We start from the raw sequence: 21,308 nt of genomic DNA on the forward strand, positions 1-21,308 counted from the left end.
TCAGCGCCTCGCCTCGCGTTCCGCGCGCAATTGCAGATACTGCCGCCACACCTTGTCCACGTAACGCTTGCGCGCGCCTTCGCGGGCCGCCGCGCCGCCGGCGTTGTAGGCGCCCACCGCGCGCCAGGTGTAGCCGTAACGCGCGATGAAGTCCGCCAGAATGGACGCGCCCACCTGTATGCTCAGGCAAGGCTCGTCCAGCAGCCGCTGACGACTGATGCCGCGCTTGGCCAGCGCCGGCAGATGAATGCTGTTGATCTGCATCAGGCCGATGTCGTGACTGCCGTTCTTGTTGTAATTGACCGCGAGGGGATTCAACGCGGACTCCACCTTGGCGATCGAATACAGCAGCATCGGGTCCACCTGGTAGCGAGCGCCGGCTTCCCTCCAGCAATTGGCCGACGCCTGCGCGCTGCCGGACAACGCGGCGCACATGGTCAGCAGCGGCAGCAGACCCTTACAGCGCATGAGCCAGTTCACCGTCGCCCCCCGTCCGTCCGGCCTCGCCCAGAGAAACGATCTCGGCCTCGGCATCGGCATCGCGGCCGGGCACCCGCCATTGATACGGCCGGCCCCAGGCGTCCATAGGCACGTCCTTGGCCAAGTAGGGGCCATGCCAGCCGGCCACGCCCGGCGGCGCTTTCACCAACGCCTCCAGGCCCTGTTCCGCGCTGGGATAGACGCCGACGTCCAGCCGGTATTGCGCCAAGGCGTCACCCAGGGTTTTCATTTGCGCCTGGGTGGCCTTGACCTTGGCCTTGTCCACTTGGGAAAACAGCTTGGGCCCGACATAACCGGCCAACAGGGCGATGATCAACAACACCACCAGTAATTCCAGCAGCGTGAAGCCGCCTTGACCGGCCGAGCGCCGTCCAGCGTTCATCGTCGTCATAAAATCGCTTGTCCAAAAAAAAAAGGCCGCGCCAGGGGCGTGCGGTTGAAGATGAAGACAGATCCGCGCCACGAACGGCGACGGTCCTGCCCGTTGCCAGCGCATGCTCACATGAGGCTTCCGCCGTTCTCAATGTTTCTGAAAGGAATCTAAAACCGAGCGCTCCGATACAAGACGGCCGGCACAGGGAGGCCGCCCGCCGACACAGGTGGACGAATTGAGAATGGCTTCAGAATCATGGCGCCATCGCCGGCGGCTGCGTTTGAATAGCGTCTTTTTTAACTGCGTGCCGCCGCCATCCCCTAATCGGCGCGGACGCACCTTGGAGAAACGTATGTCACCTTCCGCTCTGGTCGCCACCAGCCATAGTTACCCGCGTCTGCAAATCCTGTTTCACTGGCTAAGCGTACTCTTGATGGCCAGCCTGGCGCTGGCCGGCGGGCTGCGTCACGTCTTGGTCAAACACGCCTCCATCGAAATGCGCAGCGTGATGATCGTGCATATCGGCTGCGGCATGGCCCTGCTCTTTCTGACTCTGCTTCGCGCCGCCGCGCGGCTGGCCGGCCCTGCGCTGCCGCCGCTGGCCGGCAGCGGTCGCGCGCAACGCGCTTGCGCCCACGCCGCCCATCTGGCGATCTACGCCTTGATACTGGCCTCCTGCCTGCTAGGCTGGATCATCGTCAACGCCAAGGGCCTGGCAATCCCCATGCCCCTGTTGGGCTTCGAGTTTCCGCGCCTGGTCGCGGCCGACCCGTCCCTGGTCGTCGCGACAGTGCGCTTGCACGATTGGCTGGGTTGGGCTTGCTACAGCCTGCTCGCCGTCCATATCGCCGCCGCCATCTGGCACCATGTCGCGCTGAAAGATGACACGCTGCGGCGCATGAGCTGGCGGCGCCGGGTTCCGGATCCGGCTCCCGCCGTGACCGACTGCCACCGTTGCTCGCCGGACACCGAGGCGCAGAACGAGAGCTTGACGCCAAGCGACCGGCTGGCCTCCTGATTCACGTTCCCCCCTTAGAACCTGCTCAAAGTCTCGCGAGCAAGAGCGAGACAAGGCGAAAACGGCTGGAGAAGCGGAATGTACTGGTGGCCTCCGAGCAATTCGAAAGGGCGCTCCCCCTGTTACATTCCACAACGCGCAGCAGATCGTAAACAGGTTCTAACAGCCAGGCTCCAAGCAGGAAGCGAAATGGCACAATCGGAGTCTTGATCACTCCCCCGCCCTACACGGAGAACCGCCCCATGTTACGTACCTTATCCACCATACTGTGCAGTCTGCCTGCTCTGGCCCTGGCTCAAAGCGTGGAACTATCCTTCGTCGACGCCAAAGGCAACGCCGGCCCCGCCGGCAGCATCGTCATCGAGGACACGCCCTACGGCGCGCTGCTAACGCCCAATCTTGAAAAACTGCCGGCAGGTCTGCACGGTTTCCACGTACATGAGAAACCTTCCTGCGCGCCGTCCATCGGCGCCAACGGCGTGGCCACGCCGGCCGGCTCAGCCGGCGGCCACTGGGATCCGGACAAAACCGGCACTCACGCAGGCCCATACGGCCAAGGCCACAAGGGCGACCTGCCCGCGCTATACGTGGGCGCCGACGGCAAGGCGAACTATCCCGTGCTGGCGCCGCGCTTGAAAGCGGCGGACTTTGCCGGCCATGCGCTGATGGTGCACGCCGGCGGCGACAATCACAGCGATCACCCGCAGCCGCTGGGCGGCGGCGGCGCGCGCGTGGCCTGCGGCGTGGTCAAATAAGCCTGGCCGCGACAGCCCAAACCGGCGCGATTGACAGCGCCGGTTTTTTTATCGACGATGGTCAAATTCAAACGACCGTTTCAAGGCAATGAAACCACCCGCCTGGCTGTTCAAATTCCTGCTCAATCTATGGCCGCCCTTTCTGGGCGCCGGCATTCGCGTCAAACGGCTGGCCACCGACTTCAGCGATATCGAGGTGCGGCTGAAACTGGGCTTCAGCAATCGCAACTACGTCGGCACCCATTTCGGCGGCAGCCTGTACGCGATGACCGACCCCTTCTTCATGCTGATGCTGATGCGCCAGTTGGGGCGGGACTACTATGTGTGGGACAAGAGCGGCAGCATCGACTACATCAAGCCGGGCCGCGGCACAGTGCGTGCTCGCTTCCGACTGGAGCCGGGCATGCTGGAGGATATCCGGCGGCGCACCGCCGCCGGAGACAAATACCTGCCGAAATTACAAGTGGATATTCTGGATCAGCAGGGCGAGTTGGTGGCGAGGGTATTCAAGACCTTGTACATCAAACGCAAGAAGAAATGAGGCGGCGCGCCCCCCTCTCTTCAATGCGTGGAAAACGGCAGCAGATAGCGCTTGCCGTTCAGGCTAAAGACAGCGAGCCAGTCGCGGCTGCCGCTGACGCACAGCGGCAGGGTGACCACCGCCTTCCAATCGGCGCCGTCGCGCACAAAGGTGTAGCGATTGAAGCCCATGTCCATATCGGCCATATTGAACTCCACCTGCGGCGCTTCCCGCGCCGCGACGCCTTCCAAACGAATCTCGAACGGCTTGCCATTTTGCGGCGGCGACGCGAAACGCCACACGCCGCCGCCGGGCAGATCACAGGATGGCCGGCCGGCAACGCAGGCCAACGGCGTCGGCTTGGTCGGCTGCCGCTCGCCGTACCAGCGGTAGATCAAGCTGAACTTGAGGCTGGCCAACAACAGCAAGGCGCCGCCCAGAGCCAGCCATTTACGCTGCTTGGCATTCATCGCCAAGCTCCCCGCATCAAGGCGACGCCGTGCGCGCCATGACGACGGGCGGCATCCAGATCGTCCAGGCTCATGCCGCCCAGCGCGTAGACCGGCGCGGGCGCGCCGGCGGCCAGGCACTCCCGGAAACCGTCCCAGCCCAAGGGCGCCGCGCCGGGATGACTGGGGGTAGCCGCCACATGGCCGAGCAAGGCGTAGTCCAGGCCCAGGTCTCCGATCCGCGCCACTTGCGCCGCATCATGCGCTGACGCCCCCACCCAGGCGAACGCCGGGCGCACCTCCAGCGAGGCCAGCCGCGCGGCGTTCAGATGCACGCCGTCCACCGGCCATTCCACCGCCCAGGACGGATCCGCGTTGACCAGCAACTTACCGCCGCGCTCATGGACGATGGCCGCCGCCTTGGCGACGAAGTCGGCGAGCTCGGCGCGTGACATCTGCGGCTCGCGGATCTGCACCATGCCCCAGCCTGACCCCTGCTCCAGCCGCCGCAACTGGGCGTCGACGCCGATCTCATGCGCGCAGCTGATCGCATAAGCCGCCGGCAGTTCAAGCGATTTGAGAATAGGCCCGTTGGCCGGCAGCATGGGTTGCACCGTGCACGCGCCCGGCGTCTGCCAGGCGAAGCGCTGGCCTTCCCGCGACTGCGGCTCGCCGCGCCAGGACCAGACCCGGAAGAAACGCAGCCGCACCGAAGCGTGTTCGTAATGGTGGACCTTGGTCAGCCACGGCGTCGCAGCTTCCATCTCAATACCCATTTCCTCGTACAGCTCTCGCGCCAGCGCCTGCTCGCCGCTCTCGCCCGGCTCCACCTTGCCGCCGGGAAATTCCCAATAACCGGCGTAGGGTTTGCCCTCGGGCCGGCTGCCCAGCATGAAACTGCCGTCCGGCCGCATCAGCGCGCCGGCCACTACCTCTATGATCTTGCTGTCGCTCATCGCTTGGTCTTGCCCGGTGAATATCGTTCCGGCTCTCGGCGGCCGGCAGCGCATTCTACCCCAAGCGCCCCCTAGCATTAAGGGCGCCGCGGCGCCCTTAATGGATTCAAGCTTGTCTCAACCCGGACGGCCCGGCTTGGTGCAACCCGCGTCCTTATAAGGCTGGGAGCTGAACTGCGTCCAACCCGGCCCCAAAGAGAATTGCGAGCAGGCAAGCTTGCCGTCGATCTTGCTCTGCCACAGATACCAAGGAGCGGGAGCGGCCAAAGTCATCAAGGGAAAAGACAAGGCCGCCAGGGCCAGAATGATTTTGCGAGTCATCGTGCGTACCTCAGGACAAGTGAAGAAAAGCATGATCCAGACCTAATAACCTGCTCAAAGTCTGCTGCGCTTCATGAAGCATTTCACGATGGGTACAAGCATCAAAAATGCTCATGTCCCCCTCGTGCATTCTGCTTTTTCGCTCGTTTTCGCCTTGTCTCGCCCTTGCTCGCGAGACTTTGAACAGGCTCCAACAGTGATCATGCGCATAAAATGCCAAACAAATATACAGCATAATACTAATGGCATAAAGCTTATCGTATTGCTTCGCACAGAGGACTGCTTCAAAACCTATCCGCCCCTTCCCTCCAACATCCAATAATGCAGGGCGCCTTAGCGCCCTTGTTTTTCACCGCTCTTAAAATTTAGTGCTTAGAACGTGTTTACGATCTCGCGAGATAGGCCGAGGCAAGGTGAAAACGGCTGAGAAAGCGGAATGCAGGCGTGGTACATGAACATTTCGAATGCCGTACACACCGTGCCACGCGTCACGACACGCGGCAGATCGTAAACAGGTTCTTAGCCCTGAACTGAAATCGTCGACCTCAACACACGGCGCCGCTTTGAACAAGCGGGACCGCGCGCCAAGAGCAACCCAGCCAAGGCCTAGCGTCGAGCCTAATCAGCCCGGACGGCCAGAAATGCGGCAGCCCGCGTCTTTAGTAAGGAATGTTATTGAACAAAACCCACCCCGGGCCATAGGAGAATTGCGAGCACACCAGCTAGCCGTCAAACTTGCTTTCCCATCTGTACCAAGGAGCCATGGAAGCAAAAGCCATCCAGGAGATGCTTAGGCCCTTAGCCAGCAAGGCGATTTTACGAAAAGTCATACACACCCCAATACATTTACTTGTCATTAATATACAAATACAAAATGCATAAAATGCACATCGCATCGAGTGAAAAGTAAATACTTCGTCATATTCGCGGCGATATTGCCAAGTCAGAAAAATCATAATATGCATTAAAAACGCAAAAAAATGAGCCAATTGCTGGTTTCAGGCGCGGCTGATAAGTCTCAAAGTGTTACCATTAGCACTGTAAACCTGCGAAATCTGCATATTTATCCCGATTGTCATTCCATCTCGTGGCGACACAAGGCAAGCCATCCGCGCTCCGCCTACGGGCTTGATCGATTTCGTCATGACCTCCCCCATCCCGCTGAAGGAGCATGCACTTGGACACCTTAAATTCACTCATCCTGGCCGGCTCGCTGGTATTCCTGGCCAGCCTGGTGGTGTCCTCCATCGCCTCCCGTTTCGGTGCCCCGCTGCTCTTGGTCTTTCTGGCGCTGGGCATGCTGGCCGGCGAGGATGGCCCCGGCAAGATCGTGTTCAGCAATTACCAGCTCAGTTATGTGGTCGGCACCATCGCCCTGGTGGTGATCTTGTTCGACGGCGGCCTGCGCACGCGCCAGGACAGCTTCCGCATCAGCCTGAAACCAGCCGGGGTGCTCGCCACGCTGGGGGTGTTGATTACCACCGGCGTGACAGGCTTGTTCGCCGCCTGGGTGCTGAACCTCAGCTGGCTGGAAGGCTTGCTGATTGGCGCCATCGTCGGCTCCACCGACGCCGCCGCGGTGTTCGCGCTCCTGTCCGGGCGCGGCCTGGAAATCAACCGCCGCGTCGGCAGCGCGCTGGAGATAGAATCCGGCAGCAACGACCCGATGGCGGTGTTTCTGACCTCGGCGCTGATAGGGGTGCTGGGCCAGCAGGGCCAGGATGCCGGCATCGCTGCCATGTTGTGGCTATTCATCAAGCAAATGGGCCTGGGCGCTCTGGCCGGCTGGGCCGGCGGCAAAGCCATGGTTTGGCTGTTCCAACGGCTGGGTCCGCGCGGCGCGATGCTGGCGCTGTTCAGCCTGGGCACCGCCGGCGCGCTGTTCAGCCTGACCACCGCGGCCGGCGGCAGTGGCTTCCTCGCCATCTATCTGGCCGGCATCGTGGTGGGCAACGCCCGAGTGGCCGATCTGCCCAATCTATTGAACATCCACGACGGCTACGCCTGGCTGGCCCAGGTAACCATGTTCCTGGTATTGGGGCTATTGGTGACGCCGTCCAATCTACTGCCGGTGGCGCCCTACGCGCTGGCGATCTCCATCGTGCTGATGCTGGTGGCGCGGCCGCTGGCGGTGTGGCTGTGCATGCTGCCTTTCCCGGTGCCCAAGGCGGAAAAGCTGTTCATGAGCTGGGTGGGCCTGCGCGGCGCGGTGCCGGTGATTCTGGCCATTTTCCCGCTGATGGCGGGCTTGCCCAATAGCCAGCTGTTCTTCAACGTGGCCTTCTTCGTGGTGATGATGTCGCTGCTGTTCCAAGGCTGGACCATCGCGCCGCTGGCGGAGAAATTGAAGCTGAAGCTGCCGGCGCGGTCGGACGTCGAACACCGAGTGCCCGTGGTCAGCGGCCAGGAAGCCCGCTACGAGGCCGCCTCCTGCCTGGTGCGCGCCGACAGCCCGGCCGAAGACCAACTGGCCGGCGAACTGGTCTTGCCCAGCGGCGTGCGGCTGGTGGCGCTGTATCGTGATGAACAAGCGCTTGAGCCGGCGGCGAGCCAGACGCTGCGCGCCGGCGACTGGGCCTGCCTGATCGGCCCCGGTCCGGCTCTGGAGACGGCCGGCGAGGCCTTTCATCCGCCCGGGGACGATCCTTATTACGGTTACTTCACCGTATCCGGGCTGGCGCGGTTGGGCGATCTGGCCGACAGCTACGGCCTGACGCTGAGCGAGCGCGACCGCGCCGACAGCATCGCCGAATACTGCAAACGCGCCTACGGCTATCCTCTGGTGGCCGGCGACGTGCTGCGGCTGGACCGGCTGGAGATGGTGATCCGCGCCGCGGCCGACGGTCAGGTCAAGAGCGTGGGCCTGCGCTATTTGAAGTCATAGCAAGGCCTTGCGCTCCTTGGCGCTGCGCCCGGCCCAATCGCAGGCGAACTGCCAGGCGACGCGGCCGGAGCGACTGCCGCGCAGATGGCTCCAATGCAGCGCGGCCTTTTCCGCCTCGGCGTCCAGCTTCAGGCCAAAATGCGCCAGCCACTCGGCCGCCGCTGCCAAGTAGGCGTCCTGATCAAACGGGTAGAAAGACAGCCACAGGCCGAAGCGGTCCGACAACGACACCTTCTCCTCAATCGCCTCCCCCGGATGGATTTCGCCGTCCTGCACCCAGCCTTCGCGGTTTTCGCTCATTTTTTCCGGCATCAGATGGCGGCGGTTGGAGGTGGCGTACACCAGCACATTATCGACGCGGCGAGCCAGGCCGCCGTCCAGCGCGGTTTTAAGCGCCTTGTAGGCGTCGTCGCCCTGCTCGAAGGACAGATCGTCGCAAAACAGGATGAAGCGCTCCTTGCGCCCAGCCACCAGCTCGACGATACGGTTCAGATCGCCCAGTTGCGCCTTGTCCACTTCGATGAGGCGCAGGCCCTTGGCGGCGAACTCCGGCAGCAGCGCCTTAACCAGCGAGGATTTGCCGGTGCCGCGCGCGCCGGTGAGCAACACATTGTTGGCGGGCCGGCCCTTGACGAACTGGCGGGTGTTGCGCAGCAGCTGCGCGCGCTGGGCGTCGATATGGGTCAGTCGCTCGAGTTCCGGCGCGTGCGGCTCCGCCACCGCCTCCAGCCAGCCGGCCATGCCCTGGCGCTGCCAGCGGAAGGCCAGCGCGCTCCAGTCCGGTTCCGGCCGCGCTGGCGGCAGCAGAGGCTCCAAGCGCGCCAGCATGGCTTCGGCGCGGACCAGAAAAGCTTGCAACTGCTCCATGATTTCCCCTTGATGCGAAACGACAAAAACAAACAGCCTGGCAGAAAGCCGCCAGGCTGTCGATGTCCGCGGCCGCCGCCGCGAGCGTGTCAATCCGCCAGATGCTGGAACAAGGGTGTGGACAGATAACGCTCGCCAAAGGAGGGAATCACCACCACGATCAGCTTGCCGGCGTTTTCCGGACGCTTGGCCAGTTCCAGCGCCGCCCACACCGCCGCGCCTGAGGAAATGCCCACCAGCAGGCCCTCGCGCGCCGCCACCGCGCGCGCGGTTTCCATCGAATCCTCATTTTTCACCCGGATGATTTCATCGTAAATGCCGGTGTTGAGAATGGCTGGCACAAAACCGGCGCCGATGCCCTGGATCGGGTGCGGGCCTTTGGGGCCGCCGGACAGCACCGGGGACGCGTCCGGCTCCACCGCTACGATGCGCACGCCGGGCTTGCGCGCCTTCAGCACTTCGCCCACCCCGGTGATAGTGCCGCCGGTGCCGACGCCGGCGACGAAGAGGTCGACCTTGCCGTCGGTGTCCTTCCATACTTCTTCGGCGGTGGTGTTGCGGTGGATGGCCGGGTTGGCCGGGTTCTCAAACTGCTGCGGCATGAAGTGGCTGTCCGGATTCTGCTCTACCAATTCACGCGCCTTGGCGATGGCGCCGCCCATGCCGTCGGGTCCCGGGGTCAGAATCAACTCGGCGCCATAGGCGCGCAGCAGTTGACGGCGTTCCCGGCTCATGGTTTCCGGCATGGTGATCACCAGCTTATAGCCGCGCGCGGCGCAGACCATGGCCAGGCCGATGCCGGTATTCCCGGAGGTGGGTTCGACGATGGTAGTGTCCGGGCCGATCTTGCCGGCCTGCTCGGCGGCGTCGATCATCGCCACAGCGATGCGGTCCTTAACGCTGTGAGCCGGGTTGAAGAACTCCAGTTTGGCGACCACAGTGGCACCGCAGCCTTCGGTCACCCGATTAAGCCGCACCAGCGGGGTGTTGCCGATCAAATCCGTCACAGCATTGGCAATTCGCATCTTTATTCTCCACAGACTGTTTTGAAGAAAACCATATTACCCAGCATCATAAACAAGCTGAGCAACGAACCAAAATATTGTTTGCTTATAATCGACAAACTTGGCAGTCTCAGCCGGCCCCGCGCGCGCCGCGGTCCGGCAACTACACTGAAACCATTGCCCATCACCCGCAGACCGAGGCCCATTCCCCGCTTATGCCAACACAGGAAACCCTGATCCCCCTCACCGGCTGGCGCCGCAAGCTCTACATCATCATTTACGAGGCAGACACCCGGCCGGGCCGCATCTTCGACCTGGCGCTGATCGTCGCCATCCTGCTGTCGGTGCTGACGGTGATCTTGGAGAGCGTGCAAAGCATACAAGCCGCTTGGGGGCCCCAACTCAAGATTCTAGACTGGTGTTTCACCATTCTGTTCACTATCGAATACGCATTGCGGCTGATCTGCATCCACAAGCCGATGCGCTATGTGAAAAGCTTCTTCGGCGTCATCGATCTGCTGTCGGTGCTGCCGCTGTATCTTGGGCTGCTCATCCCGGAAAGCCGCTTCCTGGCCGATATCCGCATCCTTCGCCTGCTTCGCATGTTCCGCATTCTCAAGCTGACCCGCTACATCGGCGAGGCCAGCGAGTTGAAACGGGCGATGCTGGCCAGCCGCCGCAAGATCACGGTGTTTCTGGTCACCGTGGTCTTGCTGGTGGTGATTCTGGGCACGATGATGTTCGTGATAGAAGGCCCGGAGCACGGCTACACCAGCATCCCGGTCAGCATTTACTGGGCCATCGTCACCCTGACCACGGTGGGCTTCGGCGACATCACGCCCAAGACGCCGCTGGGCCAGGCGCTGGCCAGCGTGGTCATGATTACCGGCTACGGCATCATCGCGGTGCCCACCGGCATCGTCACCGCGGAAATCGCGCGCGGCAGCGGCGCCAAGGCCAAGACTGTGGAAGCCGTGTCCGGCACTCGGCTGTGCCCTCATTGCTTCACTGAGGGCCACGACTGGGACGCCCGTTTCTGCAAACACTGCGGCGGCCAGTTGCCGCGCCCGTCCAAGGGCGAGGTCAGCTAGCCTAGCCGGCCAGCAAGCGCCGATAGCGATCGGCCATCGCGTCGTCAAAGGCCACCAGCAGCACGCGCCGCAGCGTATGAGGCTCCTGCGCCAGCCACTGACGGACGGTGCCAACCGCGATATCGCTGGCCTCCGTTGCCGGGTAGCCGTAAACGCCGCAACTGATCGCGGGGAAGGCAATGCTGGCCAGCCCGTGCCGCGCCGCCAGCGCCAGACTGTTGCGGTAGCAGGCGGCCAGCAACTCCGCCTCTCCTTGAGCGCCGCCCTGCCAGATCGGCCCCACCGTATGAATCACATGTCGCGCCGGCAGCTGGTAGCCGGCGGTCAGCTTGGCTTCGCCGACGCGGCAGCCGTTCAAGGTCCGGCATTCCGTCAGCAGTTCCGGCCCGGCTGCGCGGTGGATGGCCCCGTCCACCCCGCCGCCGCCCAGCAAGCTGGCGTTGGCGGCGTTGACAATGGCGTCCAGCGCCAGCGTGGTGATGTCTCCCTGCCATGCCGTCAATTCGGTCTTCGCTTCCATCGTTTCCCCTCCTCCGTCCATGCCGCCATTATCCGCCCGCGGGCGGCCGCGGGCGCAAAAAAAGCCGGCTTTTGCCGGCTTTTTCACACTCCGCCTCAGGCGGGATTGTTCAACAGCGAATTCCGTCGCGAATACCCAAAATACACCACCAGGCCGATCAACAGCCAGGCCATGAAACACAGCCAGGTCAGCAGCGATAGCTGGGTCATCAGGAAGCCGCAGCACAGAATGGCCAGCGTCGGGATGTAGGGCACGCCCGGGCAAACGAATTTGCGCGGCAGATTGGGCTCGCGCTTGCGCAGCACGATCACCGACAGCGCGATCAGGGTGAAGGCGGCCAGAGTGCCGATGTTCACCAGTTCCGCCAGCGTGTGCAGCGGCACGAAGCCGGCCAGCAGCGCGATGATGGTGCCGATCAGCCAGGTGGCCTTGTACGGCGTGCCGTACCTGGGGTTCACCTCGGAAAAGATTTTGGGCAGCAGGCCGTCGCGCGACATGGCGAACAGGATTCGAGTCTGACCATAGGTCATCACCAGGATCACCGTCATCATGCCGAGGATGGCGCCCAGATCGACGAAGCCGGCGAACCAGTCCAACTTGGCCACTTGCAAGGCCAGGGACACGGGATGATCAACACCGGCGAACTGCATATATGGCACGATGCCGGTCATGATGGCCGCCACCACCACGTAGAGCAGGGAGCACACCCCCAACGACCAGATCACCCCGCGCGGGATGTCCTTGGCCGGGTTCTTCACTTCCTCGGCGGCGCAGGTCACCGCGTCGAAGCCGATAAAGCTGAAGAACACAATGGCGGCGCCGTGGAACACGCCGGAGAAGCCGAAGGGCAGCGCCGGCTGCCAGTTCACCGGCTTGACGTGCCACACGCCGATGCCGATGAACAGCAACACCACGCCCACCTTGATCAGCACCACCACATTGTTGACGCGCTTGGACTCCTTGATGCCGAAGGCCAGCAAGGCGGTGATCACCATCGCCACGCAGAAGGCCGGCAGATTGAACAGCGTCTGTTTGCCTGGCAGCGAGCCTGCGGCGGCGGTCAAGTATTCAGGCAAGGTCACGCCAAAGCCGGACAACAGGCTCTGGAAATAGCCGGACCATCCCACCGACACCGCCGAGGAAGCCAGCAGGTATTCCAACAACAAGTCCCAGCCTATGATCCAGGCGATCATTTCGCCCAAGGTCGCGTAGGCATAGGTATAAGTGGAGCCGGACACCGGCAGCATGGAGGCGAATTCGGCGTAGCACAGCGCGGCGAAGCCGCAGGCGAAGGCGCTGATCACGAAGGACAGCACCAAGCCGGGGCCGGCCACGGTGGCGCCGGTGCCGGTCAGCACGAAGATGCCGGTGCCGATGATGGCGCCGATGCCGAGCATGGTAAGGTCGAAAGCGGAAAGCTCCTTGCGAAGCCCACGCGAGGTTTGAGCGGTAGCCAGCATTCCCTGGACGCTCTTTTTGCGCATCAAACTCATTTGTTTCACTGTCCCGTAACGGCCGTCCGGTACAACGACAAAGCGCCCGCTGTCCCGGCGGGCGCTTCATACTCGGATGGGGCCTGTATGATCTGTTGTGTCCTATCCCCCGCTGCTCTGTCCGTCGTCGGCTTAGAAAAGGCATGACAAAATCCTGATGCCGCGTTGCGTCGACTTGCCGTACTCTGTGTACTGTCTTCGTCGACGCGCCTTGCCTTAAGAAGCTGTTCAAAATCTAGCGAGCAATGGCGAGACAAGGCGAAAACGGCTGAGAAAGCGGAATGTACGAGTGGTACATGAGCATTTCGAAGCTGATTTCAGCGCCGTATCGCCGACGCACAGCAGATATTGAACCGGTTCTCAGACGCTACGCTGATTTTGTTCGCCGTTCTTGACTAGCCGCCGATCCACGCAGTTCATGCCGGGGAAGAATGCGATAGTACCGCAGGGCCCGCTGTCGGCAATACGGGAAACCCCATATAGCCTGAAATATCCCAACCCTGCGCGTCATCATAACGCAAAACAAATCATGGCAATGGCATTAAATCTATCAATTTGCGCGCGGCGTTCTCCAGTTGCTGGCGGCCGTTGTCGCCGTCGCCCAATTCCTGCTGGCCCTGCCACAGCACAGTGCCGTCGGCGCTGTTGACCACTTCCAGCGCCAGCGTGCGCACGGTGCGCACCTGGTAGTCCGGCGACCAGTACATGCCGCCGCCGTAGCGCCAATCTCGCCAGCCGCCGGCATACCAGCCATCCGCCGGCCAATACACCTGGCGCTGCTGGCTTTGCTTGAAACACAGCTTCCACTGAGGCCGCGTCTCATCCACTGCCGCTCCCTTCAAAGCCAGGCGATCCAGCAGCCATGCGCGCATGTCCACGCCGGCGCCGGCCGACGGCAGGCAGCTAAGCCCCACCGTGCCCGCGCCGGCCCAGGCCGGAGCGGCCGCCAGCGCGGCAAGGAGCGCCACCATCGCTGTTTTCATCTTCATGCCTCAATTCCAATAAGCCGCATCAGCATACACTGACCGCAGATAGTCGACGAAGTGCCGCACACGCGCCGGCAGTAAGCGCCGCTGCGGCACCACCGCGCATACCGGATAGTCCGGCGCGGAGAACTCGTCCAGCACCGTCACCAAGCGGCCATCGGATAGATCGTCCTTCACTTCCCACAGCGAACGCCAGGCCAAACCCAAACCCTGCAACGCCCAGTCGTGCAACACCGCGCCGTCGTTGCACTCCAGCCGGCCGGACACGCGCAGGTTCACCGCCTCGCCCTCGCGACGAAACGCCCAGCCGCGGCTCTGACTCTCCCCCAGCGACAGACAGTTGTGCTCGGCCAGGTCCTCCAGCCGGAGCGGCAAACCGTGACGCGCCAGATAGGCCGGGGCCGCTACCACCACACGACGGTTCTCCGCCAGCCGGATCGCCACCAGCGAGGAATCCGCCAGGTCTGAAATACGGATCGCGCAGTCGATGCGGTCGCGCTGCAGGTCCACCAAGCGGTCAGACAGATCCAGCGTCACCTTCACGTCCGGGTGAAGTTGCTGAAAGCCCGCGATGTGCGGCGCCACGTGCTTGCGGCCGAAACCGGCCGGCGCCGAAACCCGCAAATGACCTCGCGCGCGGCCGCTGCCGGAAGCCACCGCCGCCTCCGCGTCTTCAAGATCGGCGAGGATGCGCTGACAGTCTTCGAAAAAGGCCGCCCCCTCCTGAGTCAAGGCCAGGCTGCGCGTGCTGCGGGTCAGCAGCTTGACGCCCAGCCTCTCCTCCAGCGCGTCGATGCGCCGGCCTATGATAGCGGGCACCACCCCCTCCTGGCGCGCGGCGGCCGACAAGCTGCCCTGCGACACCACGGCGACAAAGGTCTCCAATTGTTTAAACATCCGGGCCGCCCCACGATTAGCTAACAAAAAGTAAAAGATGATATGTCTATATATGCATTTTTTTTTACGCTTTGCCTAGCTAGACTAGCCAGGTCCCGTTTCATTGTCCCAGGTCCGAATGCGGGCGCCGCCCGCCCCGGCCAACACTGCAAAGGAGTCCCAGCATGGCAGCCACGCTTCCTCAGGGGATCGAAATCCTCGCAACGCTCACCCCGGCCTACGCCGACATCCTCAGCCACGACGCGCTGGCCTTCGTCGCCAAGCTGCACCGCCGCTTCGAACCTCGCCGCCGCGAACTGATGGCCGCCCGCGCCGCGCGCCAAGCCGAGCTGGACGCGGGCAAGCTGCCGGACTTCCTGCCGGAAACCGCCGCCGTACGCGCCGGCGACTGGAAGATCGCGCCGCTGCCGGACGATTTGCTGGACCGCCGCGTGGAAATCACCGGCCCGGTAGACCGCAAGATGATGATCAACGCGCTCAATTCCGGCGCCAAGAGCTTCATGGCGGATTTCGAGGACTCCAACTGCCCGAGCTGGGACAACCAGATCAACGGCCAGATCAATGTCCGCGACGCCTACCGCAAGACCATCTCCTTCTCCAACCCCGACGGCAAGCAGTACCGGCTCAACGCCGATACCGCCACCCTGCTGCTGCGTCCGCGCGGCTGGCACCTGATGGAAAAACACGTCAAGGTAGACGGCGACATCGTCTCCGGCGCGCTGTTCGACTTCGCCTTGTCCTTCTTCCACAACATCGTATTCTTACGCAGCTTGGGCAGCTCCACTTATTACTACCTGCCCAAGATGGAAAGCCATCTGGAAGCGCGGCTGTGGAACGAGGTATTCGTGTTCGCCCAACAGGAGCTGTCCATCCCGCAGGGCACGATCAAGGCCACAGTGCTGATCGAAACCATACTCGCCGCTTTCGAAATGGACGAAATTCTGTACGAACTGCGCGAGCACAGCGCCGGCCTCAACGCCGGCCGCTGGGACTATATTTTCAGTTGCATCAAGAAATTCCGTCAGAACCGCGACTTCTGTCTGGCCAACCGCGCCCAGATCACCATGACCGTGCCCTTCATGCGCGCCTACGCGCTGCTGCTGCTGAAGACTTGCCACCGCCGCGCGGCGCCGGCGATAGGCGGCATGGCGGCGCTGATCCCGATCAAGAACGATCCGGCGGCCAATGAGAAGGCGCTGGCCGGCGTCCGGGCGGACAAGGAGCGCGACGCCGCCGACGGTTACGACGGCGGATGGGTGGCCCACCCCGGCCTGGTCCCCATCGCCGCCGAGGCCTTCGGCAAAGTGCTGGGCAACGCGCCCAACCAGATCGCCAAACAACGGCCGGACGTTCAGGTCGGCGCCGCCGACCTTCTGGACTTCCGCCCGGAAGCGCCGATCACCGAAGCCGGACTGGCGATGAACATCAATGTGGGCATCCAGTACCTGGGCGCCTGGATTTCCGGCAACGGCTGCGTTCCCATCCATAATCTGATGGAAGACGCCGCCACCGCGGAGATCTCCCGCTCTCAGATCTGGCAATGGATACGCAGCCCCAAGGGCGTGCTGGACGACGGCCGCAAAGTAACAGCCGAGCTGTTCCACCAGTTGCACGCGGCGGAAGTGGCCAAGCTCAAGGCCGAGTACGGCGCGCGCTGGACCCGCCAGTACGACGATGCCGCCGCGATGTTCTACCTGCTGACCACCTCTGACGATTTCGTCGAGTTCCTGACGCTGCCTGGATACGAATACCTGGCCTGACAGGACAGATGGATCCCGACGGCGCTAATGTCGGGATTTGTCAGCCTGGCTGCGTAGCTTTGCGGATTGAAGCCCATGGACAACGGCCCTATCATGGGCCGCTTGTCATAATTCACCTTGCAAAGCGCGCCCGCCAGTCATCTGTTCAAGCTCTGGCCACCGCTCGCGAGACAAGACGCCGCGTCCGCCGCGCGAGGTTTCACGACGCACAGCAGACTTTGAACAGACCCCACATGCAAAGCATCCTCGACTTCCAGGCCACCGTGCTCAGCACCACCGGCTACGGCCTGGCGCTGACCGCCATTATCACGATGTTCTGGCTGCGCAACCGCGGTGAGCGGGCCTTCCTGTATTTCTGCTCGGCCGGCGCCAGCGTCAGCCTGGGCGGCATGTTCAGCCTGCTGCCCATCGGCCTGCCGCCATGGCCGCAACTGGTATTCAACAATCTGCTGTGGATGCTGTTTCATCCCCTCGCGCTCTGCGGCATTCGCCATCTGAACGGCAAAAGTCCGCGCGTCTGGCAAAGCCTGTTGCTGGTTGCCGCCGGCATGGCCGCCTATCTTCAAGCCGGCCCGGCCGATATGGGGGAGCGCACCATCGCGATCTGCCTGGTCTATCTGGTCGCCTGGCTGCTGGCCGCCCGCGAACTGTGGCCTGGACACTCCCGCATCGCCGGCGCCGGCCGCAAAATGGCGCTGGCGGTCAGCCTGCTTTATGCCCTGCTGGCGCTGGCGCGCATCGTGCACGCCATCTGGGCCGGCAACATTTACAACGCCGACTCCATGAGCTTTTCCATGCTCAGTTCTCTAGGCATGCACTGGCTTAGTTTCAGCTTCATCTTGTGCGCGCTGTACATCTGCTACGAACGCGCGCTGGAACGGACCCAGCACCAGGCCAGTCACGACGGCCTGACCAATCTGCTCAACCAGCGCGGCTTCCGCGAACTGGCCGAGGCCGCCTGCCGCCGCGCCTGGCGCGAGCGCAAGCCGCTGGCCCTGCTGCTCTTGGACGTCGATCACTTCAAAAGCATCAATGACCGCCACGGCCACCAATGCGGCGATCTGGTGCTGCAACAACTGGCCGCCTGTCTGCGCGCCCAAGCGCGCGCCGGCGACATAGTGGGCCGTTACGGCGGCGAGGAATTCGTGATGCTGCTGCCGCGCACCGGCTTGCACGACGCTCACGCGGCAGCTCAACGCCTCATGCGAGCGGTGGCCGATCTGCGGCCGCAACCTGCCTCAGCCGCCCCGCCCTTGCGCATCAGCGTCAGCATTGGCGTGGCCAGCACCAGCCAGCAGCCTTATGATGGCCTGTCCAGCCTGTTCCGCGCCGCGGACAGCCAGCTCTATCGGGCCAAACGTAACGGCCGCAACCGGATAGAACTGGCCGAAGGACAGTATGCCGTCGGAAACTTTTCTCGGGCATGATGGGCCTACACACTGCGAATCGGACTTTTCCGATCAAGACAACAATGTCATGGGAATCGACACATGAACAAACAGACTCTCTTGCTTGCCAGCTTAGGAACCCTGCTCGCCGTCAGCGCCGCCCCGGCCCTGGCCGACGCCACCCAGCTCAATCTGTCCGCCAGCGCCCAGCGCGAAGTGCCCAACGACCAGATCAGCGCCACCTTCTACCAGCAAATGAGCAACGCCCAGCCGGCGGTGCTGGCCGATAGGCTTAACAAGGCCGCCGCCCAGGGCATCGCTCTGGGCAAAACCTATACCAAAGTGCAGCTGTCCAGCGGCGGCTACAACACCTGGCCCAATTACGACAAAAACGGCAAGATCCAGGGCTGGCAAGGCCGGGTGGAAATCCAGCTGAAAAGCCGCGATTTCGCCCAGGCCGCCGAACTGATGGCCAAACTGCAACAGAACTTATTGCTGCAAGGACTGCAGTTCAGCGTATCCGACCAGGCGCGCAAGGAAGCGGAGCAGAGCATGCTGCCGGAAGCCATCGCCAACCTGGAAGCCCAAGCCAAGATCGCCGCCAAGGCCATCGGAAAAAATGTCAGCAATATCAAGGAACTGGATATTGGAAGCCAGTCCCCCATCTTTCGTCCGCCTATGATGATGAAAGCCGCCGGCATGGCCGCCAACGCGGAAGTGGCGCAACCGGACCTGCAGCCAGGACAATCTCAACTGCAACTGCAAGTCAGCGGCAAGGTGGAGTTGAAGTAAGCCTTCCAGCCGCCACGGCATTGCGCTAAAGTAGTCGCTCGCCGGGCCTTATCCGTCCGGCGAGCACTTCGCCTGCCATCATCCAGAACGACCCGAAACATGAAACTGATCGCCTCGTTGACCAGCCCCTACGCCCGCAAGGTGCGCATCGTGCTGGCCGAAAAGAAAATAGACTGCCCGCTGGAGGAAGACGTGCCATGGAACGCGGACACCCGCGTTGGCGACTACAATCCTCTGGGCAAGGTGCCGGTTCTGGAACTAGATGACGGCTCGACGCTCTACGACTCGCGCGTCATCGCCGAGTATCTGGATAACATCTCGCCGGTATCGCGCATTCTTCCCCAGGAAAACCGCCTGCTGATCGCTACTCGGCGCTGGGAAGCGCTGGCCGACGGCATCGTCGACGCCGCGGTGGCCATCGTGCTGGAAAAACGCCGCCCGGACGATAAGCAGATGCAGGAAGCTATCACCCGCCAACGCGGCAAGATAGACCGCGGCCTGGCCGCGCTCGCCGCCGATCTGGCTGACCGCCAGTGGTGCAACGGCGTGGGCTACAGCCTGGCCGACATCGCCGTCGGCGCCTGCCTGGGCTATCTGGACTTCCGCTTCCCGGAAATAGACTGGCGCGACAGCCACCCCAATCTGGCCAGTCTACTGGAGAGGCTGATGACGCGGCCGTCCTTCGCCGACACGCTGCCGCCGACCGCTTGAATCGCGCCGCCGCCAAGAAAAACCGGGCCTGAGCCCGGTTTTTTCATGCCTGTGCCCGCACAACGGATCGTGAACGACACTCAGCCAGGCCGCGGCGCCAGCATGATGATGGCCATCCCGCACAAGGCCACCGCCGCGCCGGCAATGTCCCAGCCGCTGGGCCGCACGCCGTCCACCAGCCACAGCCACAACAGCGCCACCGCCACGTAAACGCCGCCGTAAGCGGCGTAAACCCGGCCCGCGGCCGCCGGATGCAGGGTCAGCAGCCAGACGAACAGCATCAGCGACAACCCGGCCGGCAGCAACAGCCACCACGGCCCCTCCTTGCGCAGCCACAGCCAGGGCAAGTAACAGCCGACGATTTCCGCCACCGCGGTCAGGCCGAACAAGAGCAATAATTTCAAAGCATTCAACATGGGGTCTCGCTACGCGCCGGCATCAGATCAGGCCGGCGGCGATATTGATCATCAAGGCCAACACCGTGGCGTTGAAAAAGAAGGACAGCACGCAATGCAGCGTGCCCACCTTGCGCATGGCGCTGGTGGTGTAGCTGACGTCGGCCGTCTGTCCGGACGTGCCTATGATGCAGGCGAAATAGAGGAAGTCGCCGTAATCCGGCTCCTCCTTGCCGGGAAACTCCAGGCCCGGCGCCAGGCTGCGCGCGTGAGCGGCGTAATAGGCGCGCGCGTAATGCAGCGCGAACATCACATGGATGAAGGCCCAGGAAGAAAAAATGGTCAGGATGGCCAGCGCGACGTGGACGGCGCGCGGCCAGCCGTGCAAGTCCTTGACCGCCGCCAGCTCCAGCACGATGGCGGCCAAGCTGGCCAGCGCCGCCAAAACGGCCAGCGTCATCACCAGCGTCTGCCCCTCGTCCTCCAGCTTGGCCCAATGGCGGATGTGCTGACGGCCCTCGCTGAACATCATCCAGGCCACCAGCGCCAGATAGAGCGCGGCGCCGGCGTTCCAGCCGACGATGTAGCGGGTGATCTCCCGCATCGGCAACAGCCAGGGCAGCGCCAGCACGGTCAGCAGGCCGACGGCGGCGGCGATCGCCAGCCGCGGACGGGCCAGCAGCATGCGCGCCGGCGCGAACCGGCGGACGGAGCGAAACAGGACGGACATGGCGGCGAGACTCCCCGACGATGGACAGGGCCTCAGTGTACCCATCCCGGCGCGGGCGGCAAGCCCTCGCCGCTCAAGCCGGCGGTTCGCTGAAGCGCCGGGTGAACAAGCGGCGGAAGGTCTCGAACTCGCCCGGCGCCAGCGTCAGCCGGCATTGCCTGCCGTTGCGGGTCTCGGTCAGCGCGTCCTCGGTCAGCACCCGGCTGCCTTCGGCGGTCAGCAAAGCCATCAGCCGGGTCTTGTTGAACGGCGAACGCGGGTCTTCGGAGATGCGGCGCTGGATCTCGCTCAGCGCGCCGCAATCGGCGATCTCATCGTCCAGGTCGAAGCCGTAGGCGATGCGCCAGCCCTCGCCCGGCGGCCGCCGCTCCAGTTGCGCGAAGCCGGCGCCGGCCGGCCAGGCCACCCGGTAGTCGCCGTTGGCGGAGCGCGCCACTTCGCCGCACAGCGGCACCATGCGCAGCGGCTGCTTGAGGCCGTAGCCGCAATCCAGCAGATAGCCCTGGCCTTGATGCCACAGCAGAATGGCGACATGGGTGCCTCCCAGCGGCAACCAGTCCTGGCTGTCTTCATCGAAGATCGTCGCGCGGATCAGGCTGGCTTCCAGGCCGTTGCGGCGCAGGAAGAGATAAAGCAAGGGATTGAGTTCGTAACATAGGCCGCCTTCATCGCGCAGCGCGATTTTTTCCAGCAGGCTGTGCTCGCTGATAGGCTCGGGCCCGCCCTGGAACAGGCTCAGGTTTTCAAACGGCAGGCTCAAGGCCGTCTCGCGCAGCAAGGCGTCGATGTCTTCGAAAGCCAGCGGCCGCTGCGCGTCCCAGCCGATGCGGGCCCGAAATAGAGCGTTGATGTCCGGCATAGTCCCTCCCGTCTAACTTCAGACAGGCAATCTAACAG

At 63.2% G+C, this 21,308-nt stretch carries 23 protein-coding genes; 9 read left to right on the plus strand and 14 right to left on the minus strand.

What is annotated here, in order from left to right:
- Together MOV80_RS02885 and gspG are read right to left on the minus strand one after the other, a co-directional pair.
- Positions 1–468 carry a transglycosylase SLT domain-containing protein gene (locus MOV80_RS02885; RefSeq protein WP_249604824.1) on the minus strand — a complete coding sequence of 156 codons (468 nt, stop codon included), beginning with the start codon at positions 466–468 and terminating at the stop codon, positions 1–3.
- Positions 458–892 carry a type II secretion system major pseudopilin GspG gene (gene gspG / locus MOV80_RS02890; protein ID WP_051002556.1) on the minus strand — a complete coding sequence of 145 codons (435 nt, stop codon included), beginning with the start codon at positions 890–892 and terminating at the stop codon, positions 458–460. The genes MOV80_RS02885 and gspG overlap by 11 nt, the downstream gene beginning before the upstream one ends.
- A 334-nt stretch (positions 893–1,226) precedes the next feature.
- Here gspG and MOV80_RS02895 point away from each other — a divergent pair, with 334 nt between their 5' ends.
- The 3 genes from MOV80_RS02895 (at position 1,227) to MOV80_RS02905 (ending at position 3,188) form a co-directional block, all read left to right on the plus strand.
- Positions 1,227–1,892: a cytochrome b gene (locus tag MOV80_RS02895; protein ID WP_161523223.1), complete on the plus strand. Its 666-nt coding sequence runs from the start codon at positions 1,227–1,229 to the stop codon at positions 1,890–1,892.
- A 242-nt stretch (positions 1,893–2,134) separates the two neighbouring features.
- Positions 2,135–2,647: a superoxide dismutase family protein gene (gene sodC / locus MOV80_RS02900; protein WP_043591936.1), complete on the plus strand. Its 513-nt coding sequence runs from the start codon at positions 2,135–2,137 to the stop codon at positions 2,645–2,647.
- 88 nt (positions 2,648–2,735) lie between these two features.
- Entirely contained in the window at positions 2,736–3,188 is a 453-nt protein-coding gene (locus tag MOV80_RS02905) for a DUF4442 domain-containing protein (RefSeq protein WP_019100079.1), read from the plus strand.
- Between the two features lie 20 nt (positions 3,189–3,208).
- On the opposite strand, the gene MOV80_RS02910 is transcribed toward MOV80_RS02905, so the two are convergent.
- The 3 genes from MOV80_RS02910 to MOV80_RS02920 form a co-directional block, all read right to left on the minus strand.
- The gene (locus tag MOV80_RS02910; RefSeq protein WP_043591937.1) at positions 3,209–3,637 is read right to left on the minus strand and encodes a hypothetical protein; all 429 of its coding nucleotides are present in this window, start codon (positions 3,635–3,637) and stop codon (positions 3,209–3,211) included.
- Positions 3,634–4,572, minus strand: coding sequence for a Nudix family hydrolase (locus tag MOV80_RS02915; protein WP_043591939.1), 939 nt, complete (start codon positions 4,570–4,572; stop codon positions 3,634–3,636). Before MOV80_RS02915 ends, MOV80_RS02910 begins: the two co-directional genes overlap by 4 nt.
- A gap of 117 nt (positions 4,573–4,689) precedes the next feature.
- The gene (locus MOV80_RS02920; protein ID WP_019100082.1) at positions 4,690–4,893 is read right to left on the minus strand and encodes a hypothetical protein; all 204 of its coding nucleotides are present in this window, start codon (positions 4,891–4,893) and stop codon (positions 4,690–4,692) included.
- Between the two features lie 1,177 nt (positions 4,894–6,070).
- Between MOV80_RS02920 and MOV80_RS02925 the strand changes: the two genes are divergently transcribed.
- Positions 6,071–7,777, plus strand: a complete 1,707-nt coding sequence (locus tag MOV80_RS02925) for a potassium/proton antiporter (protein ID WP_249604825.1) — start codon at positions 6,071–6,073, stop codon at positions 7,775–7,777.
- Here the strand turns inward: MOV80_RS02925 and MOV80_RS02930 are convergent.
- Together MOV80_RS02930 and cysK are read right to left on the minus strand one after the other, a co-directional pair.
- Positions 7,772–8,644 carry an ATP-binding protein gene (locus tag MOV80_RS02930; RefSeq protein WP_019104228.1) on the minus strand — a complete coding sequence of 291 codons (873 nt, stop codon included), beginning with the start codon at positions 8,642–8,644 and terminating at the stop codon, positions 7,772–7,774. The two genes, MOV80_RS02925 and MOV80_RS02930, sit on opposite strands and share 6 nt — an antisense overlap.
- An 89-nt stretch (positions 8,645–8,733) precedes the next feature.
- The gene (gene cysK, locus MOV80_RS02935) at positions 8,734–9,669 is read right to left on the minus strand and encodes a cysteine synthase A (protein ID WP_118266646.1); all 936 of its coding nucleotides are present in this window, start codon (positions 9,667–9,669) and stop codon (positions 8,734–8,736) included.
- A gap of 194 nt (positions 9,670–9,863) precedes the next feature.
- On the opposite strand from cysK, the gene MOV80_RS02940 reads away from it, so the two are divergent.
- The gene (locus MOV80_RS02940) at positions 9,864–10,739 is read left to right on the plus strand and encodes an ion transporter (protein WP_019104230.1); all 876 of its coding nucleotides are present in this window, start codon (positions 9,864–9,866) and stop codon (positions 10,737–10,739) included.
- 1 nt (position 10,740) lies between these two features.
- On the opposite strand, the gene MOV80_RS02945 is transcribed toward MOV80_RS02940, so the two are convergent.
- The 4 genes from MOV80_RS02945 to MOV80_RS02960 all read right to left on the minus strand — a co-directional run bounded on the left by MOV80_RS02945 (position 10,741) and on the right by MOV80_RS02960 (position 14,635).
- Entirely contained in the window at positions 10,741–11,259 is a 519-nt protein-coding gene (locus tag MOV80_RS02945; protein WP_107731620.1) for an O-acetyl-ADP-ribose deacetylase, read from the minus strand.
- Positions 11,260–11,354: 95 nt separating this feature from the next.
- Complete coding sequence (locus tag MOV80_RS02950) at positions 11,355–12,719, minus strand: amino acid permease (protein WP_269473795.1); 1,365 nt, start codon at positions 12,717–12,719, stop codon at positions 11,355–11,357.
- Positions 12,720–13,279: 560 nt separating this feature from the next.
- Positions 13,280–13,741, minus strand: a complete 462-nt coding sequence (locus MOV80_RS02955; protein WP_141113123.1) for a DUF4136 domain-containing protein — start codon at positions 13,739–13,741, stop codon at positions 13,280–13,282.
- A 3-nt stretch (positions 13,742–13,744) separates the two neighbouring features.
- Positions 13,745–14,635, minus strand: a complete 891-nt coding sequence (locus MOV80_RS02960; RefSeq protein WP_019104234.1) for a LysR family transcriptional regulator — start codon at positions 14,633–14,635, stop codon at positions 13,745–13,747.
- Between the two features lie 164 nt (positions 14,636–14,799).
- Between MOV80_RS02960 and aceB the strand changes: the two genes are divergently transcribed.
- The 4 genes from aceB to MOV80_RS02980 all read left to right on the plus strand — a co-directional run bounded on the left by aceB (position 14,800) and on the right by MOV80_RS02980 (position 19,286).
- Positions 14,800–16,395 (plus strand): malate synthase A, encoded by a 1,596-nt coding sequence (aceB, locus tag MOV80_RS02965; RefSeq protein ID WP_118266644.1) that lies wholly within the window; start codon positions 14,800–14,802, stop codon positions 16,393–16,395.
- Positions 16,396–16,628: 233 nt separating this feature from the next.
- Positions 16,629–17,822, plus strand: coding sequence for a GGDEF domain-containing protein (locus MOV80_RS02970; RefSeq protein WP_019104236.1), 1,194 nt, complete (start codon positions 16,629–16,631; stop codon positions 17,820–17,822).
- Between the two features lie 63 nt (positions 17,823–17,885).
- Positions 17,886–18,575, plus strand: coding sequence for an SIMPL domain-containing protein (locus MOV80_RS02975; RefSeq protein WP_019104237.1), 690 nt, complete (start codon positions 17,886–17,888; stop codon positions 18,573–18,575).
- A 99-nt stretch (positions 18,576–18,674) separates the two neighbouring features.
- Positions 18,675–19,286, plus strand: a complete 612-nt coding sequence (locus MOV80_RS02980; protein ID WP_019104238.1) for a glutathione S-transferase — start codon at positions 18,675–18,677, stop codon at positions 19,284–19,286.
- Positions 19,287–19,366: 80 nt separating this feature from the next.
- Here MOV80_RS02980 and MOV80_RS02985 read toward each other — a convergent pair whose 3' ends face one another.
- From MOV80_RS02985 to MOV80_RS02995, 3 genes are all read right to left on the minus strand, one after another.
- A complete protein-coding gene (locus tag MOV80_RS02985) occupies positions 19,367–19,699 on the minus strand; it encodes a YnfA family protein (RefSeq protein ID WP_345772304.1) in 333 nt (110 codons plus the stop codon).
- 25 nt (positions 19,700–19,724) lie between these two features.
- Entirely contained in the window at positions 19,725–20,411 is a 687-nt protein-coding gene (locus MOV80_RS02990; protein ID WP_162897000.1) for a DUF1345 domain-containing protein, read from the minus strand.
- 73 nt (positions 20,412–20,484) lie between these two features.
- The gene (locus MOV80_RS02995; protein WP_019104241.1) at positions 20,485–21,270 is read right to left on the minus strand and encodes an arylamine N-acetyltransferase; all 786 of its coding nucleotides are present in this window, start codon (positions 21,268–21,270) and stop codon (positions 20,485–20,487) included.
- Between the last annotated feature and the right edge of the window lie 38 nt (positions 21,271–21,308).

Source organism: Chromobacterium sp. IRSSSOUMB001 (genome assembly GCF_023507765.1).
Taxonomy (GTDB): Bacteria; Pseudomonadota; Gammaproteobacteria; order Burkholderiales; family Chromobacteriaceae; genus Chromobacterium; species Chromobacterium haemolyticum.